The sequence below is a fragment of the Nesterenkonia halobia genome (assembly GCF_039536005.1).
GTDB classification, from domain to species: Bacteria; Actinomycetota; Actinomycetes; order Actinomycetales; family Micrococcaceae; genus Nesterenkonia; species Nesterenkonia halobia.
Genome location: NZ_BAAAYG010000005.1, coordinates 158,344 through 175,298 on the forward strand (window position 1 = coordinate 158,344; position 16,955 = coordinate 175,298).

Annotated in this window: 13 protein-coding genes and 1 tRNA gene; 5 read left to right on the forward strand and 9 right to left on the reverse strand. The window is 71.7% G+C overall.

Annotated elements, in window-relative coordinates:
* Window position 1 precedes the first annotated feature (1 nt).
* Complete coding sequence (locus ABD652_RS07295) at window positions 2-838, reverse strand: CPBP family intramembrane glutamic endopeptidase (RefSeq protein WP_344719762.1); 837 nt, start codon at window positions 836-838, stop codon at window positions 2-4.
* A gap of 263 nt (window positions 839-1,101) precedes the next feature.
* On the opposite strand from ABD652_RS07295, the gene ABD652_RS07300 reads away from it, so the two are divergent.
* Window positions 1,102-2,652, forward strand: coding sequence for an alanine/glycine:cation symporter family protein (locus ABD652_RS07300; protein ID WP_344719764.1), 1,551 nt, complete (start codon window positions 1,102-1,104; stop codon window positions 2,650-2,652).
* Between the two features lie 208 nt (window positions 2,653-2,860).
* Here ABD652_RS07300 and ABD652_RS07305 read toward each other — a convergent pair whose 3' ends face one another.
* The 4 genes from ABD652_RS07305 to groES form a co-directional block, all read right to left on the reverse strand.
* Complete coding sequence (locus ABD652_RS07305; RefSeq protein ID WP_344719766.1) at window positions 2,861-3,121, reverse strand: hypothetical protein; 261 nt, start codon at window positions 3,119-3,121, stop codon at window positions 2,861-2,863.
* A 108-nt stretch (window positions 3,122-3,229) separates the two neighbouring features.
* Window positions 3,230-5,200, reverse strand: coding sequence for a glycoside hydrolase family 127 protein (locus tag ABD652_RS07310; protein WP_344719768.1), 1,971 nt, complete (start codon window positions 5,198-5,200; stop codon window positions 3,230-3,232).
* A gap of 351 nt (window positions 5,201-5,551) precedes the next feature.
* Window positions 5,552-7,150 carry a chaperonin GroEL gene (groL, locus tag ABD652_RS07315; RefSeq protein ID WP_344719770.1) on the reverse strand — a complete coding sequence of 533 codons (1,599 nt, stop codon included), beginning with the start codon at window positions 7,148-7,150 and terminating at the stop codon, window positions 5,552-5,554.
* Window positions 7,151-7,224: 74 nt separating this feature from the next.
* Window positions 7,225-7,521 (reverse strand): co-chaperone GroES, encoded by a 297-nt coding sequence (gene groES / locus ABD652_RS07320; protein WP_010524466.1) that lies wholly within the window; start codon window positions 7,519-7,521, stop codon window positions 7,225-7,227.
* Between the two features lie 479 nt (window positions 7,522-8,000).
* Here groES and guaB point away from each other — a divergent pair, with 479 nt between their 5' ends.
* From guaB to ABD652_RS07335, 3 genes are all read left to right on the forward strand, one after another.
* Complete coding sequence (gene guaB / locus ABD652_RS07325; RefSeq protein WP_153142970.1) at window positions 8,001-9,518, forward strand: IMP dehydrogenase; 1,518 nt, start codon at window positions 8,001-8,003, stop codon at window positions 9,516-9,518.
* A 74-nt stretch (window positions 9,519-9,592) separates the two neighbouring features.
* Window positions 9,593-10,345, forward strand: coding sequence for a TenA family protein (locus ABD652_RS07330; protein ID WP_344719774.1), 753 nt, complete (start codon window positions 9,593-9,595; stop codon window positions 10,343-10,345).
* A 90-nt stretch (window positions 10,346-10,435) separates the two neighbouring features.
* Window positions 10,436-11,581: a GuaB3 family IMP dehydrogenase-related protein gene (locus ABD652_RS07335; RefSeq protein ID WP_153142972.1), complete on the forward strand. Its 1,146-nt coding sequence runs from the start codon at window positions 10,436-10,438 to the stop codon at window positions 11,579-11,581.
* A 106-nt stretch (window positions 11,582-11,687) separates the two neighbouring features.
* Here the strand turns inward: ABD652_RS07335 and ABD652_RS07340 are convergent, their stop codons facing one another.
* Entirely contained in the window at window positions 11,688-14,636 is a 2,949-nt protein-coding gene (locus ABD652_RS07340) for an ExeM/NucH family extracellular endonuclease (protein ID WP_344719777.1), read from the reverse strand.
* A gap of 210 nt (window positions 14,637-14,846) precedes the next feature.
* Between ABD652_RS07340 and ABD652_RS07345 the strand changes: the two genes are divergently transcribed.
* Window positions 14,847-15,596 (forward strand): SRPBCC domain-containing protein, encoded by a 750-nt coding sequence (locus ABD652_RS07345; protein WP_344719779.1) that lies wholly within the window; start codon window positions 14,847-14,849, stop codon window positions 15,594-15,596.
* Window positions 15,597-15,693: 97 nt separating this feature from the next.
* On the opposite strand, the gene ABD652_RS07350 is transcribed toward ABD652_RS07345, so the two are convergent.
* The 3 genes from ABD652_RS07350 to ABD652_RS07365 all read right to left on the reverse strand — a co-directional run bounded on the left by ABD652_RS07350 (window position 15,694) and on the right by ABD652_RS07365 (window position 16,906).
* The gene (locus tag ABD652_RS07350) at window positions 15,694-15,909 is read right to left on the reverse strand and encodes a helix-turn-helix transcriptional regulator (RefSeq protein WP_344719781.1); all 216 of its coding nucleotides are present in this window, start codon (window positions 15,907-15,909) and stop codon (window positions 15,694-15,696) included.
* 300 nt (window positions 15,910-16,209) lie between these two features.
* A tRNA-Ser gene (locus ABD652_RS07360) sits at window positions 16,210-16,294 on the reverse strand.
* 66 nt (window positions 16,295-16,360) lie between these two features.
* Entirely contained in the window at window positions 16,361-16,906 is a 546-nt protein-coding gene (locus ABD652_RS07365; RefSeq protein WP_344719785.1) for an adenine phosphoribosyltransferase, read from the reverse strand.
* Between the last annotated feature and the right edge of the window lie 49 nt (window positions 16,907-16,955).

Genomic DNA, 16,955 nt, shown 5'->3' on the forward strand with positions numbered 1-16,955 from the left:
CTCAGCCGCCCAGCAGGGCGCCGAGTCCGGTGGCCTGCAGCACCAGCGGGAAGGCCAGGAAGGCCACGGCGTCGAGCAGCACGTGGGCGATCACCAGCGGCATGACCCGGCCGGTGCGCAGATACAGCGCGCCGAAGATCAGTCCCATCAGCAGATTGCCGATCCCCGGCCCGATCCCCTGATAGAGGTGATAGGCCCCGCGGATCACGGCGGAGAGCACCACGAGCACCCAGGGCGAGGTGCGCGGGGCCAGCCGCCGGCAGCGGTCGAGGAACCAGCCGACCATGATGATCTCCTCGACCAGCCCGTGGCGCAGCGCGGCCAGCAGCAGCACCGCCGGGGTCCACCAGTGGGCGGCGACGTCGGCCGGGACGAGCTCGGCGGTGATGCCCAGGCTGCGGCCGGCCAGATAGACCAGCAGCGTGCCGGCGCCGATGAGGCCGAAGAGGCCCAGCCCGACGGCGATGTCGCGCCCGGGCCGGCGCAGATCCAGACCGAGCCGCCGGAACGGGTGCGGCGAGCCGCCGGCACGGTGCAGGTGCAGCAGGAACAGCGCCAGCGCGGCCGGCGCGAGGGCGAAGACGCTGTCCAGGACCTGGTAGGCGGCGTCGAAGATCTCCAGCCGCGACTGGGAAGTCTGCACTGTGGCGGTCTGCTCGCCCAGCGGGCCCCGCGACAGGCGTTCGGCCAGCTCGAGCACGGCATAGACGGCGCTGCGGCCCAGCGAGAGCGCCAGCACCAGGACCAGCTCGATGATCAGCAGCCGGCGCGTGCCCGCATCGAGCGGTGCGGTCGGTGCGGCCGGGGCGGCGTCGGGCGGGGGAGTCCTGCGATCCACGCCGGTCAGCATATCGTGAGGGTCAGCAAGTCCCCGCCGTCGGGGGGCTCGGGAACCGCGGGCGCGCGTGGATCCGGGCGGCGCGGCGCTGATGCCGCACGACAGGAACTCCCGGGTGCTACTCTTCTCCGCGAGACTCACTGTGAGTCAGGACACATGCAGCGTCGACGGCGGGCACCGTTCACATCCGAAGGGGAGCCGGCGAGGGCGTCGGAGATCCCGGCCCGCCGCCGTCGTCGACGGGCGAGAGAGGGAAGCACAGCATGGATGCATTCATCGAAGGAGCGCTCGACGTCGTGTGGAGCGACTGGCTCGTCTGGCTCTGTCTGGGAGCCGGACTCTGGTTCACGCTGCGCTCGGGGCTGATCCAGATCACCGGACTGCCGAACATGATCCGCAGCATCGTCCGCGGCGGCAGCTCGGCCGACGGCATCTCGCCGTTCCAGGCGTTGACCATGTCGCTGTCGGGGCGCGTGGGAGCGGGCAACATCGCCGGCGTGGCCGGCGCCATCGCCGTCGGCGGCCCCGGCGCGGTGCTGTGGATGTGGGTCGTGGCGCTGCTGGGTGCGGCGACCTCGTTCATCGAGTCGACGCTGGCTCAGATCTACAAGGAGCGTGACCCGCGCACCGGCGAGTATCGCGGCGGGCCGGCGTTCTACTTCGAGCGCGCCTATCGGCACACCTGGGCGCGGATCCCGCTGACGATCTACGCCTGGTGCTTCGCGATGGCCTCGGTCGTCGCGCTGGGCATCTTCCTGCCGGGGATCCAGACCTCGACGATGGCCACGGCGGTCACCAACGCGGTCCCGGCCATCGACAAGTGGATGGTCGGCGTCGTGCTGGCTCTGGTGCTGGGCACCATCATCATCGGCGGCGTGAAGCGCATCGCCGCCTTCACCGCCCGCGTCGTGCCGATCATGGCGGCGTTCTACCTGCTGGTCGCCATCGTGGTGGTGCTGTTCAACATCACCGAGATCCCGGACATGGTCCGGCTGATCGTCTCCTCGGCATTCGGCGTGCACTCGGCCTTCGGCGGCATGCTCGGCGTGGCCATCAGCTACGGCGTCCAGCGCGGCATCTACTCCAACGAGGCCGGCCAGGGCACCGGCCCGCATGCCGCCGCGGCCACCGAGGTCTCCCACCCGGCCAAGCAGGGTCTGGTGCAGGCCTTCGCGGTCTACATCGACACGCTGATCGTCTGCTCGGCCACTGCGTTCCTGATCCTGTCGACGGGCATGTACCGCGTCTTCGGCGAGGCGGAGTCGCTGGTGAGCTTCGGCGGCTACGCCGACGGGCTGGGCTTCGAGGCCGAGCCGGGGATGGACGTGGAGTACACGCAGGCCGCACTCGACTCCTCGCTGCAGGGCGCCGGCGCGATCCTGCTGGCGGTCGCGCTGACCTTCTTCGCCTTCTCGACGGTGGTCTACTACTACTACATGGCGGAGACGAACCTGACCTATGCGATCCGCCGGGTGAAGAACCAGACCTTCCAGCGGGCCGCGCTGGCCGCGCTGCAGGTGATGATCCTGATCGTGGTCTTCTACGGCGCGATGGGCGCCGGCGGGCAGGCCTGGTCGATCGGCGACATCGGCGTCGGGCTCATGGCCTGGCTGAACATCGTCGGCATCCTGATCCTGCAGGGGCCGGCGTTCAAGGCGCTGCGCGACTACCGGAAGCAGCTCAAGGCCGGTCGTGACCCGCAGTTCGATCCGCGCGAGGTCGGCATCCGCAACGCGGAGTTCTGGGAGCGGCGGGCCGACGGCGCCCTGCCCGGCGAGCCGGATCCGCAGCGGGAGACCGCGGCGAGGCGCTGACATCCCGGGCCGGGGCGGCGGCCCGGCCCCGGCCCATGCGTCGAGTGGTCATATCTGACGGCGTCGCACGGCGTCGCACGGCGCCGCACGGCGTGTCGGCCCCGGAACCCGGGCAGAAGTGACCGCTCGGCGGCGAGACGCAGGAAGGGCCCGGGACGCGGTCCGCAGGATCCGCCTCCCGGGCCCCTCGTGCGCCCGGATCTGCTGCTCAGCCCCTGCCGCGTGCGGCCGCCGAGGCCTCGTCGTTCGCGCGCCGACGCCGGTGCAGGTGGGCGATCGGGAGGCCGCCGGCGGCGCCCAGCAGGACGACGCCGAGCAGGCGCGGCACGGTGAACGAGCCTTCTTCGGCCCAGGAGGCCGGCTCCTGGTCGCCGAGGTGGATGCCGTGGACCGTCGCGAGCACATAGGCGGTGCCGCAGAGCACGGCGAGCACGGGGGCGTACACGGCGGTCAGGCGGCCGAGGCTCATCGATGCTCCCTCCTCAGTGCTGAGTGGTCATCTCTGACGGTATCTCACGGCGTGTCGGCCCCGGAGTCCGGGCAGAAGTGACCACTCAGCGTGAGGAAGCGGCTCGGCTCAGGCCTCGGGGATCCAGACCCGCATCGTCGACGGGCCCCGATCGGCCCAGGCGTGGTACGGGACGAGGGCGACGTCGGCGACCTTCCCGGCGTCCGCGGCCGCGCCGTCGTCCGACGTCGACCGGTACGGCCAGGCGCCCTCCGGCAGCGGCCGGGTGCGCACCTGCGCCCAGGTCCGCCCGTCGCGTCGCTCCGGCATCCGCTCTGTGACCAGCTCGGCGGCGGCGACGTCCTCCGTCAGCCCGGCGGCGGTCAGGTCCGGGGACTCCAGCGCCAGCACCAGCGGCCCCTGCTCGACGGCGACCTGGCCGCGGACGGCGTCGACGCGCGGATCCGCCCGGGTCAGCCGCGGCTCGACGGGCAGCTCCAGCGTCAGCGACTCCTCGGAGTTCAGCCGCACCGGCTCAGTCATCTCTCCGGCCCGGGCGGGCAGCGCCTCGCCCTCGGGCCCGATGAGCTGCGCCCCGGCGGCCCAGGAGGGCACCCGCAGCCGCACCGCCGCTCCATCCTCCGGCGCCTCGAGCGCGGTGACCGTCACCCGGCCGTCGTCGGGGTAGGCGGTGCGCAGCTGCAGCGCCACCTCGGCGCCGTCGTCGAACCGGGTGCGCACTGTCGCCGGCATGAAGTGGTGCACGTGCAGCTCCTTCCCGTCCTCTCCGCCGACGCCGCCGAGCAGCGTCCCCAGCGAGGCGATCGTGCGGATGAGGTTCGTCGGGCAGCAGGAGACGGCGAACCACGGCGCCCGTACGCTGGAGGCCGCCCGCGGGCTGACCTCGTCGGACGCCGGCGCGCGGCCCGCGGTCCGCTGGTGCAGCGGATTGGTGTAGAAGAAGCTGGCCCCGTCCTCGCCGACGGCGGCGGCGACCACGTTGTACAGCGTGCGCTCGACGACGTCGGCATGCCGCGCGGCGGCGTCGTGGAGGAGCAGTCGCTGGTTCGTCTGCACTGAGGCGATGCCGGCGCAGGACTCGGCGTAGGCGCGGTCCGGCGGCAGCATGAAGTCCCCGCCGAAGGCCTCGCCGTCGTGCCGGGCGCCCATGGCTCCGGTCAGATAGGTCCGCCGCGCGAGCGTGGTCCGCATCTGCCGGTCGACGGCGGCGACGAGCTCGGCGTCGCCGGTGTCGACGCCGACGTCGACGGCGCCGGAGGCCAGGTACAGCGCGCGCACCGCGTGGCCGCGCAGCACCTCGGCCTCGCGGATCGGGGCGTCGTCCTGGAAGTACTCCGGGCCGAAGCCGATCTCGCCGAGGTGGCCGCGGCCGCGGCGCTCGACGAAGAGCCGGGCCTGCTCCAGGTATCGGGGATCGCCCGTCGCTCGGGAGAGCTCGGCCAGGGCGGTCTCGATCTCCGGGTGCCCGCCGAGCCGGGTGTCGTCCGGGCCGCCGAACTCCGTGCAGACGTGGTCGGCGACGGCGCGGGCGACGCGGACCAGCTGGTCCTCGCCGCGGGTGCGCAGCCGGGCGACGCCGGCCTGGATCAGGTGTCCGAAGCAGTAGAGCTCGTGGCCCCATTCGAGGTTCGAATACCGCGGCGGCTGGCCCGCGCGGCCGAAGGCGGTGTGCAGATATCCGTCGTCCTCCTGGGCGGCGGCGACCCGTCCGACGAGTCGGCGCAGGCGGGCGTCGAGGGCGGCGTCGCCGGTGCGGCCGACTTCCCAGGCCATCCCCTCGAGCAGCTTGTAGACCTCGGAGTCGGCGAACTCCGTGCCGCGCCGGCCCTCGGGCAGGCTCCCCATCGCGGCTAGATCGAAGTTCGGCGCCCAGCCCATCGCCTCGACCCAGTGCTCGGCGTGGGGGATCGTCGTCGAGCGGTTGAGCTCCTGGCGGGATCCCCAGAACCCGCCCTCCAGCCGGACCTCGTCCACGCCCAGCGGGCGCAGCGCACCGATGCGCGGGACGGCCGGGGCGACGGGCGACGTCGGGCGGGTGCGGGCGGAGGCCTCGGGGTGGGCGGGCTGTTCGGCGGACATGCAGCGGACTCCTTCATCGATGTAATCCGTGATGGGGATCATTCTATGGCAGGAGCGTCGGATGCCGCGCGGGACTCTGGATGCTCTGGCCCGGCACTGAGTGGTCACGTATGACGGGATCTCACGGTCTCAAGCGGCGTGTCGCGCCCGAGACGCCGTCAGGAATGACCACTCGATGGGGAGGGATCGACGGGGAGGGGGCGGATCGGAGGGACGCGCGCTGCGGAGGGGCGCGCGAGACCGAGGGCAGGCGGCGTCGGGCCGCCCCTCGCACGAGAAGGGGCCCGGGAGCAGCAGCTCCCGGGCCCCGTCCTGTGCCGGTCGATCGGCAGGAGGTCGATCAGACGAGGGTCAGCCCTCGTCCTCCTGGTCCTTCTTGTCGACGATCAGCGTCTCGGTGGTCAGCACCAGCGCCGCGATGGAGGCGGCGTTCTGCAGCGCCGAACGGGTCACCTTGACCGGGTCGATGACGCCGGCCGCGATGAGGTCGCCGTACTCGCCGGTCTTGGCGTTGAAGCCGTGGTTCGGCTCCAGGTCCGCCACCTTGGAGGCGACGACGAAGCCGTCCTCGCCGGCGTTCTGCGCGATCCAGCGCAGCGGCTGGACCAGCGCGCGGCGGACGATGCCCACTGCGGCGGCGGCGTCGTCGGAGAGCTCCTGGACCGTCGAGTCCTCGTCCAGGGCGGACAGCGCGTTGATCAGCGCCGTGCCGCCGCCGGCGACGATGCCCTCCTCGAGCGCGGCACGCGTGGAGGACACGGCGTCCTCGATGCGGTGCTTGCGCTCCTTGAGCTCCACCTCGGTGGCGGCGCCGACCTTGATGACGCCGATGCCGCCGGCCAGCTTGGCCAGCCGCTCCTGCAGCTTCTCGCGGTCCCACTCGGAGTCGGTCGCGTCGGCCTGGGCCTTGATGGTCGCCGCACGTGCCTGGACGTCCTCCGCGGAGCCGGCGCCGTCGACGATCGTGGTGGAGTCCTTGGTGACCGTGACGCGGCGGGCGGTGCCCAGCGCGTCGAGGTCGACCTGGTCCAGCTTCAGGCCCAGCTCCGAGGAGATGACCTGGCCGCCGGTGAGCACCGCGATGTCCTCGAGCATGGCCTTGCGGCGGTCGCCGAAGCCGGGGGCCTTGACGGCCGCGACGTTCAGCGTGCCCTTGAGCTTGTTCACCACCAGAGTCGACAGGGCCTCGCCCTCGACGTCCTCGGCGATGATGAACAGCGGCTTCTTGGTCTGCATGACCTTCTCCAGCACGGGCAGGAACTCCTGCACGTTGGAGATCTTGCCCTGGTGGATCAGGATGTAGGCGTCCTCGAGGACCGCCTCCTGCCGCTCGCCGTCGGTGACGAAGTGCGGGGAGAGGTAGCCCTTGTCGAACTGCATGCCCTCGGTGATGTCGAGCTCGGTCGACGTCGTCGAGGACTCCTCGATGGTGATGACGCCCTCGGTGCCGACCGCGTCGAACGCGCGGGCCAGCAGCTCGCCGACCTCGTCGTCCTGCGCGGAGATCGCACCGACGTAGGAGACCTCCTGCTGGCCGGAGACCTCGCGGGCGTTGGTGCGCAGGCGCTCGGTGATCGCCTCGACGGCGACCTCGATGCCGCGCTTGATCTCGCTCGGGGCCGCACCGGCGGCCACGTTGCGCAGGCCTTCCTTGACCAGCGCCTGGGCCAGCACCGTCGCAGTGGTGGTGCCGTCGCCGGCGACGTCGTTGGTCTTGGTGGCGACCTCCTTGGCGAGCTGGGCGCCGAGGTTCTCGTAGGAGTCCTCGACCTCGATCTCGCGGGCGATGGTCACGCCGTCGTTGGTGATGGTCGGAGCGCCCCAGGACTTGTCGAGGACGACGTTGCGGCCCTTGGGGCCGAGCGTCACCTTGACGGTGTCGGCGAGCTTGTCGATGCCGGCCTCGAGTGCCTTCCGGGCGGCATCGTCGAACTCAAGCTGCTTTGCCATGTGCTTGCTGCTCCTTACAGAGAGTCAGAACAGAGTCGATGTTCGGGTGTCGAGAGAGCTCGGGGAGCCCGAGATCACTTCTCGACGACGGCCAGGACGTCGCGCGAGTTCAGCACGAGGAACTCGTCGCCGCCGGTCTTGACCTCGGTGCCGCCGAACTTCGAGTAGATGACGACGTCGCCCTCGTTGACGTCGACGGGCACACGGTTGCCCTTGTCGTCGACGCGGCCCGGGCCGACGGCCACGACCTGGCCCTCCTGGGGCTTCTCCTGGGCGGTGTCCGGGATCACCAGGCCGGAAGCGGTGGTCTGCTCAGCTTCCAGGGGGCGGACAACAATGCGATCCTCGAGGGGCTTGATGGAGACTGACACGTCAGTACTCTCCTTTGCGTGAAGTCGATCTCGGTTGCGGTCGGGCCCTGCCCTCCCAGGTGACGCCGGGAAGTGACGGGCTCGGAGGTGTGTTGCGCGCCTTGGGAGTGACCAACCGTCGTCGCGGTGCCGGATGGTGCCCCGTCAGGCTCGTCGCCCCGGGTGACGGCCCGGCGCGACGGGCACCCCGCGGTGGTGGGTGCCACGATAGACTTTAGGACGGCTTTAGCACTCGGTCAAGCAGAGTGCTAAAGCCGGCGACGGCGGGCGGAGGCCGCTCCTCGCGCCGGTCCGTGCCGGGGCGGCCAGCTCGGCGCGGGGCTCCGTGCGTGGCCCGGCGTGCGACCCGGCGCGCAGCCCCGCCCGAGGCCGCACGGGCGGTCGACCGGCACCGACCGGCACAGTGTGCGGCGGGCGTCCCCGCGGCAGTAGAATCGGGGTCGGCCCGGATCCCGCCAGACTCCCTCTGAGAGGCACCAGTGACTGAGACTCCCGCTGACTCCCACGACCCCTTCGCCCTCGTGGGGCTGACCTACGACGACGTCCTCCTGCTCCCCGGCGAGACCGACGTCATCCCCTCCGAGGCGGACACCGCCACGCGGCTCTCCCGCGGCATCGAGATCAGCGCTCCGGTGGTCTCGGCGGCGATGGACACCGTCACCGAGGCGCCGATGGCCATCGCGATGGCCCGCCAGGGCGGCATCGGGATCCTGCACCGCAACCTCTCCATCGAGGACCAGGTCCGGCAGGTCGACAAGGTCAAGCGCTCCGAGTCGGGGATGATCTCCGACCCGGTGACCATCACCCCGGACGCGACGCTGAAGGACCTCGACGACCTCTGCGCCCACTACCGCGTCTCCGGACTGCCGGTGGTCGACGCGGAGAAGACGCTGCTGGGCATCATCACCAACCGCGACATCCGCTTCGTCCCGGCCGAGGACTACCTGACCACGAAGGTCTACGAGAAGATGACCGCCCAGCCGCTGATCACCGCGCGCGACGGCATCGCCTCCGAGGAGGTCATCCGACTCTTCTCCGAGCACCGCGTGGAGAAGCTGCCGCTGGTCGACGACGCCGGCCGGCTGACCGGGCTGATCACCGTCAAGGACTTCGACAAGGCCGACAAGTACCCGCAGGCCACCAAGGATGCCGAGGGCCGGCTGCGCGTGGGCGCGGCCGTGGGCTTCTTCGGCGAGGGCTTCGACCGCGCGATGAGCCTGGTCGAGGCCGGCGTGGACACGCTGGTCGTGGACACCGCCAACGGCCACACCCGCGGTGTGCTGGACATGATCGCCAAGCTCAAGGCCGAGCCGGCCGCCGCCGGCGTCGACGTCATCGGCGGCCAGGCCGCCACCCGTCGCGGCGCCCAGGCGCTGGTCGACGCCGGGGCGGACGCGATCAAGGTCGGCGTCGGGCCGGGCTCGATCTGCACCACCCGCGTGGTCGCCGGCGTCGGCGTCCCGCAGATCACCGCGATCCACGAGTCGGCCAAGGCGGCCCGCCCGGCCGGCGTGCCGCTGATCGCCGACGGCGGGCTGCAGCACCCCGGCGACATCGGCAAGGCGCTGGTCGCCGGCGCCGACTCGGTGATGCTCGGCTCGCTGCTGGCCGGCGCCGCGGAGTCCCCGGGCGACCTGGTCTTCTCCAACGGCAAGCAGTTCAAGGCTTACCGCGGCATGGGGTCGATGGGCGCGATGCAGACCCGCGGGAAGAACACCTCCTACTCCAAGGACCGCTACTTCCAGGCCGACGTCCCCGAGGACGAGGAGCTCATCCCCGAGGGCGTCGAGGGGCGCGTGCCCTACCGCGGCCCGCTCTCGGCGGTGCTGCACCAGCTGGTCGGCGGGCTCCGCCAGACGATGTTCTACGTCGGCGCGCACACCGTCGACGAGCTCAAGGCGCACAGCAGCTTCGTGCGGATCACCCCCGCCGGACTCAAGGAGTCCCACCCGCACGACATCTCCATGACGGTCGAGGCGCCGAACTACCAGCGCTGAGTCCGCCGGCGGCGCGCCAGCGGCGGTCGCGCCGCCGACGAGACGGGCCCGCGCAGGACGAGAGGAGGGTCGTGATGGCCGCATCCCAGCCGACGCCGGCGCCGGCGTCGTACGTGGACGCGCCCGCTCTGAGGGTGGGCGCGCACTGCCGCACCGCCTGGCGTCAGGCGCGCGAGGCGCTGGTCGACATCGCCGGCCTCGAGTTCCTCGCCGAGCTGGCCGACGGCACCCTGCCGACGGCGACCTTCGTGCACTACATCCAGCAGGACGCGGCGTATCTGGCCGGCTACGGCCGGGCGATGACGCTGCTGGCCGCCGGCGCCCGGGACCGCGACCAGATGCGCTTCTGGGCGCGGGCGACCTCGGAGACCATCGCCGAGGAGCAGGCCATGCAGGCCCAGCTGATGGAGTCGCGGCAGTTCGCCTCGATCGCCGCGGAGCTGGCCGGCGACGACGGCGAGGTCGTGCCCTCGCCGACGACGCTGGGCTACACCTCCTGGCTCGTGGCCACCGCCGCCGTCGACGAGCACGAGGTGGCCGTCGCCGCCGTGCTGCCCTGCTTCTGGGTCTACGCCGAGGTCGGCCGGCACCTGGTGGAGACGATCGGCGAGGGCATGGCCGAGCATCCCTACCGGCGCTGGGTGGAGACCTACTCCGACCCGGAGTACGACGCCGCCGTCGAAGAGGCCTGCGGCATCTTCGAGGCGCTCTACGAGGAGGCCGACGAGCCGCTGCGGGCGCGGATGCTGGCGGCCTTCCGCCGCGGATGCGTCTATGAGCACCACTTCTGGGACGCCGCCCGCCGGCGGGAGGACTGGAGCCGCTGAGGCGACGCGCGCCGTCGCCGGCGGGCCCGGCACGGGCCCGCGACGAGACCACGATGCCGCCCGTCCGGGTCGGCGAGGAGGAACAGAGACGTGACCAACGAGATCCCGATCGGCCTGGCGAAGTCGGGCGTCCGCGGCTGGGCGCTGGACGACGTCGCCGTGGTGCCCAACCGCCGCACGCGCAGCCCCCAGGAGGTGAGCCTCGACTGGCAGATCGACGCCTATGACTTCGACATGCCGGTCATCGGAGCGCCGATGGACTCGGTGATGTCGCCGGCGACCGCCATCGCGCTGGGGCGGCTCGGCGGCCTGGGCGTGCTGAACCTCGAGGGGCTGTGGACCCGCTACGAGGACCCGGAGCCGGTGCTGGCCGAGATCGCCGAGCTGGAGGCCCAGGAGGTCTCGCCGGCGAACACCGAGCGGCTGCAGCGGCTGTACTCCGAGCCGATCAAGGCCGAGCTGATCACCGCCCGACTGGCGGAGATCCGCGAGGCCGGGGTGGTGGTCTCCGGCTCGCTGACCCCGCAGCGGACCCAGGAGTTCTACCAGACGGTCGTCGAGGCCGGCGTGGACATGTTCGTCATCCGCGGCACCACGGTCTCGGCCGAGCACGTCTCGCAGAACGGCGACCCGCTGAACCTCAAGGAGTTCATCTACGAGCTCGACGTGCCGGTGATCGTCGGCGGCGCCGCCGGCTACACCCCGGCGCTGCACCTGATGCGCACCGGTGCGGCCGGCGTGCTGGTCGGCTTCGGCGGGGGATCGTCGACGACGACCCGCCGGGCGATGGGCATCCGCGTGCCGATGGCCACCGCCATCAGCGACATCGCCGCCGCCCGCCGCGACTACCTCGACGAGTCCGGCGGCCGCTATGTCCACGTCATCGCCGACGGCGGACTGGGCACCTCCGGTGACATCGTCAAGGCCCTGGGCATGGGCGCCGACGCGGTCATGCTCGGCACCACCCTGGCCCGGGCGGAGGAGGCCCCCGGCCGCGGCTGGCACTGGGGCCCGGAGGCGGTGCACCCGGACTTCCCGCGCGGGCACCGCACCCACGTGGGCACCGTCGGTCCGCTGGAGGAGGTCCTGTGGGGCCCGAGCCACCACACCGACGGCTCGTCGAATCTGATGGGCGGGCTGCGCCGGGCGATGGCCGCCACCGGCTACTCGGACCTGAAGTCCTTCCAGCGCGTCGACGCGATCGTCTCCCCGCCGAGCCAGCAGCAGAGCCGCTGAGCCGCTCCGGCATGAGAAGAGCCCGTCGGCTCCTCCGCAGCTGCCTGCGGGGGAGCCGACGGGCTCTTCTCATGAGACCGGGACGGTCGGCGGGCGGGAAGGCCCCTCAGCCACGAGCCTCGGGGTCAGTTCCCGCGGCCGTTGCCATCGTTCCCCGTGTGCCGTTCCCGTGGCCGTTGTTGCCGTTCCCGTTGCCGTTGTTCTGGCCCGGCCCGTTGCCCGGGTGGTCATCCCGGTTGTGGCCCTTGCCCTCGGGAGGACCCTGACCCGGGCCCGGGTTCCCGGAGTCGTCGCCGGAGCCGTCCTCGCCGGAACCGCCATCTGAGCCGCCGTCGGAGCCCAGGGCGATGTCGACGATGACCGGATCGTGGTCGGAGGCCCGCCACTGGCCCGGGGCGTAGAGATCGGTGGCGCTGCCGTTGTAGCGGCTGTACTCCGCCGCGATCGGCTCGACCGAGTTGATGTTCCAGATGTCGGTCTGCACCACCGAGTCCGCCGCGGCCTCCGTGCCGAGGACGTGGTCCAGTGAACCGACCTGGCCGTCGTAGGCGTAGGTGTCGCCGGCGTCGGCGGCGAGGTTGCTGAAGCCGCCGTCGGCGAGCACCTGCAGCGGGTCCTCCTGGGTGTAGGAGTTGAAGTCGCCCATCAGGAAGACCCGCTCGGTGCCGGTGTCGGCGGCCAGCGCGTCGGCGAAGGCGTCCAGAGCCCCGGCCTGCTCCTGGCGGGCGGCGTTCCACGCGCCCTGGCCGTCGCCGGTCTCGGCGTTCGGGCCGTCGTCGGGCGCCGAGCCCTTGGACTTGAGGTGGTTGACGATCGCGAAGAAGCGGTCGTCCTCGCCGCCGTCGACCGGCTGGAACTGCTGCGCCAGCGGCTCGCGGGCGTTGGAGAAGATCGACCCGACGTCGAGGGCCGACAGCTCGTCGGTCATGATGTCGTCGATGCCCTCGTCGAAGAGGATCCGCGAGTCGCCCACCGGCTCGACGGCGTCGACGCGGTGGATGAAGCCGTTGCGGATCACGTCCTCGTCCCCGACCGCCGGGGTCTCCTCAGGGCTGGCCACAGCGGCCCACTCCGCGGAGCCGGCGTCGGCGTTGAGCGCCTCGACCAGGTTCTGCATGGCCAGGTCGCGGTCGGCGTCGTCGGTGAAGTGCGCGGAGTTCTCGATCTCCTGCAGCGCGACGACGTCGGCGTCCAGCGCGTTGATCGCCGAGACGATCTTGGTCTGCTGCCGCTCGAAGGACTCCTGCGAGTAGGCGCCGCGGGCGGTGCACCAGTCCGTGGTGGTCGGCTCGCCGTCGCGGTCGCTGTAATAGTCGCAGCCCTGTTCGTCCTCACCGAGGTGGACGAAGTAGTTCAGCACGTTGAAGCTGGCCAGCCGCACGTCGCCTTCAGGCGCGGCGGGCTGCTGCTCCCCGGCGCGGGTGTCCTCGATCGACGCCGGCTGGACCTGCTCGGCGGTCTCGCCGGTGAGATGCCCGGTGGGCTGCAGCCGCCACTCGTCGTAGCGGTGGTCGACGATCACCGGCTGCTCCCACTGCACCTCGGCGCCGATGCGCACCGGGTCCTCGGCGGTGATGTAGGGCAGCTCCTGATCCCAGCCGGGGGAGCGGCTGAGATTCGTCGAGGAGCCGTCGTCCAGGTAGAAGAGCCGCTCGGCGTTCTCGGCGGCCAGTGCCTGGGCCTGTTCGCCGGGGGCGACGACGTCGGTCGGCGTGGACAGGGGCTCGGAGCCGGCGACGACGCCGAGCTCGCCGTACTGGTTCAGCGTGTAGTTGTCGGTGACCGTGTAGCTGCCCTGCGGGTCGATGAGCATCCCCGCCAGGCTCTGCCGCTCGGCCTCGGTCTCCGGGAACTCGACGACGGCGGGCTTGATCGCCTCGGCCGGCTCGTCGAGCTGGGCCAGCGCGTGCTCCGGGGTCTGGTCGGACCCGGCGTAGAGGGAGAGCTGGACCTGGCCGGAGTAGGTCGTCACGTCGGCGGTGAGCTCGACGTGGTCGCCGACGGAGACCTCGCCGACCTGCCACGGGGAGTAGACGAAGACCGCGTCCGAGGCGGTGTGCTCGTCGAGGTCGACGTCGCCGCCGGTGCCCGGGGTCTGGACGACGAAGCCGTCGAAGCCGCCGGTCGGGTAGGCGGCGGTGACCACGCCGCTGACGGTGACCGGCTGCTCGAGCAGCTCGTTCTCGCTCGCGTCCAGGCTGCGCGGGATCTCGTCGATCGCCAGCTCGACCGGCTCGTTCCGGTCGCCCTCGCCGGAGCCGCCGTCGCCGCCGTTCTCGCCGCCGCCCTCGTGGACGATCTGCTCGCCGGCGCTGTTGGTCGGGGTGATCGTCGACGACAGCGTGAAGTCCGCGGAGTTGTCGTCGGTGTCGACTCCGTCGGTGCGCACCATCGAGCGCACGTCCGAGCTGCCTGAGACCGAGTCGGCGGCCGCGGTCTCGACAGTGTTGGCGTCGCCGTAGCCGAGCAGGTCGACCACGCCCTCGACGTCCTGGACATCGCCCAGCGGCACGTCGATCGGCTGGTCGGAGTCGGAGAGCCAGATGACGCCGTCGCGCATGGCCGTCGCCCCGCCGAGGTGCTCGTCGGGCTGAGGCAGGGCCTGTCCGTCGCCGGCGGAGAGACCGGGGTTGGAGATCAGATAGTGGCCGCCGGGCTCGACGGTGCCGCTGAGGTCGGTGTGCCCCGACGGCGTGAGGCTGTCCTCGCCGCGCGAGGAGGGGCGGTAGTTGATCGACCAGCCGGAGAGGTCCACGGCCGTCTCGCCGGTGTTCTGCAGCTCGATGAAGCGCTGGTCGAAGGCGGCGTCGGTGCCGGCGCCGGTGGTGTAGACCTCGCTGATGACGACGTCGGCGCTCTCCTGCTGAGCGGCGAGCTCGGTCTGTGCGGCCTGCTCGGTCTGGGCGGGCTGCTGCGGGGCGGCCGACGCGGAGACGGGGGCCAGCAGCGCGGCGGTCAGGCCGGCGCCGGCGACGACGGCGGCCAGGCCGCGGCTGCGGGACCGTCGAGGGCCCGGGGCGCCGGCGGCGCCGGTCGGGTCGGAGGGGACATCCATAGGGTGGTTCCTCATCGTCGGTGGTGGAGTGTGTCGACGGTGCGTCGTGATCGGGCGGCGACGTCCGGCCGCGGGGCCGGGGCGCGCCGCCGCCCGATCTCACCATCGTGATGTGAATGACATGCGACGTCGAGGCGAACACGCTGTGCTCAGCCCCGACGTCGGCGCCGAGGCTGGCGTCGAAGGGCGCCGCGGTGCGTGAATGGAGCCATGCAGACGGATGCGCGGGGCGAGGCGATCATCGAGGCCGACGGGCAGCTCGAGGCGGTGACGCGCGAGCTGTCGAGCGAGCGGGGGCCTGGGGGAGCGGGACCCGGCGGGATCGGAGACCCCTCCGATGTCGCGGCGGACGACGGCGAGCTCGCCGTCACACTGCGTCTGGCCCAGGTCCATGCCGTCGGCGTCGAGCAGCTCTGGCAGGCGCTGACCTCGCCGGACCGTCTGGCGCAGTGGCTGCATCCGGTCTCCGGGGAGCTGCGCGAGGGTGGACGCTTCGAGGTCGAGGCTGCGGCGAGCGGCATCGTGGAGGCCTGCCGACCGCCGCGCTCGCCGCAGGACTCCGGGGAGCTGCAGGTGACCTGGGAATTCGGCGAGGACATCTCGCGAGTGACGGTGCGCTGCGAACCGGTCGAGCAGGCGGAGGCGACGGCGGCCGCGCGCCTGGTGCTCGAGCACCACGACCGGTGTCCCGAGACCTTCTGGCGAGAGTACGGCCCCGGCGCCGCCGGCGTCGGCTGGGACCTGACGCTGCTGGGGCTGGCGCATCATCTGCGGGCCGGCCGCAGTCGTCCCGTCGAAGAATCAGCCTGGGTGACCACGCCGGAGGCCCGCGAGTTCATCGCCGGGGCCAGCATCCGCTGGGCGGCGGCCTCCGTGGCCGCCGGCACCGAGGAGGGTCAGGCGCGTGCTGCTGAAGCACGGGCGACGGCCTTCTACACCGAACCGCAGCCGGGGGAGTGACCGGCCGGGCGCGACGAACATCGCAGAGAGGTGCGAGGGGAGCCTGCGACCTCGTGCGCTCGCAGGAGCTCACAGGAGGTGCGTCCGGCGACGACTCTCAGGTCAGGGTGAGCGGCTGGATGGCCTGGAGCTCGTCCTCGTGATCAGCGTGCTCCTTCGACAGGTCGTAGGTGCTCTGGAGGTTCATCCAGAACGCCTCTGAGGTGCCGAAGCAGCGCGCCGGACGAACCGCCGTGTCTGCGCTGATGTCCAGCGGCTCCAGGAACTCGTCGCGGAGGATGACGCCGGGGTGGATGAGGTGGGTGGTGCTCATCAGTCCTCTTGGCGGCAGTCGCAGATCTCACAGTCGATCGGGCCGTGGGCAGTCCACGTGAAGCAGATGCGCCATTGATCGTTGAGTCTGATGCTGTGCTGGCCCTTGCGGTCGCCTCTGAGGGGTTCCACTCGATGCGCGGATCGAGCGTGCCTTTCTTGTCCTTGCCGGTCTCCCAGAGTCGCCGCCATCAGCATCGACGAGTCGGCGGCGAGAAGTCGGCGACGGCACGACAGGGCATCTGCGCCGACAAAGAGAGCCCCTGACCGGAAAACTCCCGGTCAGGGGCTCTTCGCTCGGCGGTGACGGTGGGATTCGAACCCACGGTGCGTTTCCGCACACGACATTTCGAGTGTCGCACCTTCGGCCGCTCGGACACGTCACCTTGAGACCTGACAATGCTACCGGAGGTCCCCCGCGCGGACCAATTCGAGGTCCGCGCCCCGGCTCCTCAGGCGTGGAAGGGCGAATGCACCGGCCCGGCGACCCGCTCGCCGCCCAGTTCGTCGAGGGCCAGCACCACCGAGGCGCCGACGACCTCGCCGCCGAGCTCGGCGATCAGCTTCCGCGAGGCGCCCAGCGTGCCGCCGGTGGCCAGGATGTCGTCGACCAGCAGCACCCGAGCGCCGGAAGGCAGGACCCCGGGCGCCTCGATCGCCGCGCTGCCGTACTCCAGGTGGTATTCGATCGAGGCTGCCGGATTCGGCAGTTTGCCGGCCTTGCGGATCGGCAGCGTGCCCACGCCGGCGGTGGCAACGATGGTGCCGGCCAGCAGGAAGCCGCGCGCCTCGATGCCGGCGACGACGTCGAACGTTCCGGCGAACGGAGCGATCATCGCCTCAGTCACCGCCCCCAGGGCCGCGGCGTCGACCAGCACCGGCGAGATGTCGCGGAAGAGCACGCCGGGCTCGGGGTAGTCCGGGGTCTCGGCGATCAGCGACTCGGCGCGAGTCAGGGCGCGAGACAGGGTGTCGGGAAAGGCGTGGTCGGAGAGCACCGGCCGATGATAGCAAGCGTGGGAGGCGGCGCCCGCGGGTCGCGGGCCG

Excerpts from the sequence above, each read along its gene's own strand:
- ABD652_RS07300 (WP_344719764.1), top strand. The coding sequence starts at position 1,102 with ATGGATGCATTCATCGAAGGAGCGCTCGACGTCGTGTGGAGCGACTGG.
- ABD652_RS07305 (WP_344719766.1), bottom strand. The coding sequence starts at position 3,121 with ATGAGCCTCGGCCGCCTGACCGCCGTGTACGCCCCCGTGCTCGCCGTG.
- ABD652_RS07310 (WP_344719768.1), bottom strand. The coding sequence starts at position 5,200 with ATGTCCGCCGAACAGCCCGCCCACCCCGAGGCCTCCGCCCGCACCCGC.
- groL (WP_344719770.1), bottom strand. The coding sequence starts at position 7,150 with ATGGCAAAGCAGCTTGAGTTCGACGATGCCGCCCGGAAGGCACTCGAG.
- ABD652_RS07330 (WP_344719774.1), top strand. The coding sequence starts at position 9,593 with ATGGCCGCATCCCAGCCGACGCCGGCGCCGGCGTCGTACGTGGACGCG.
- ABD652_RS07340 (WP_344719777.1), bottom strand. The coding sequence starts at position 14,636 with ATGGATGTCCCCTCCGACCCGACCGGCGCCGCCGGCGCCCCGGGCCCT.
- ABD652_RS07345 (WP_344719779.1), top strand. The coding sequence starts at position 14,847 with ATGCAGACGGATGCGCGGGGCGAGGCGATCATCGAGGCCGACGGGCAG.
- ABD652_RS07350 (WP_344719781.1), bottom strand. The coding sequence starts at position 15,909 with ATGAGCACCACCCACCTCATCCACCCCGGCGTCATCCTCCGCGACGAG.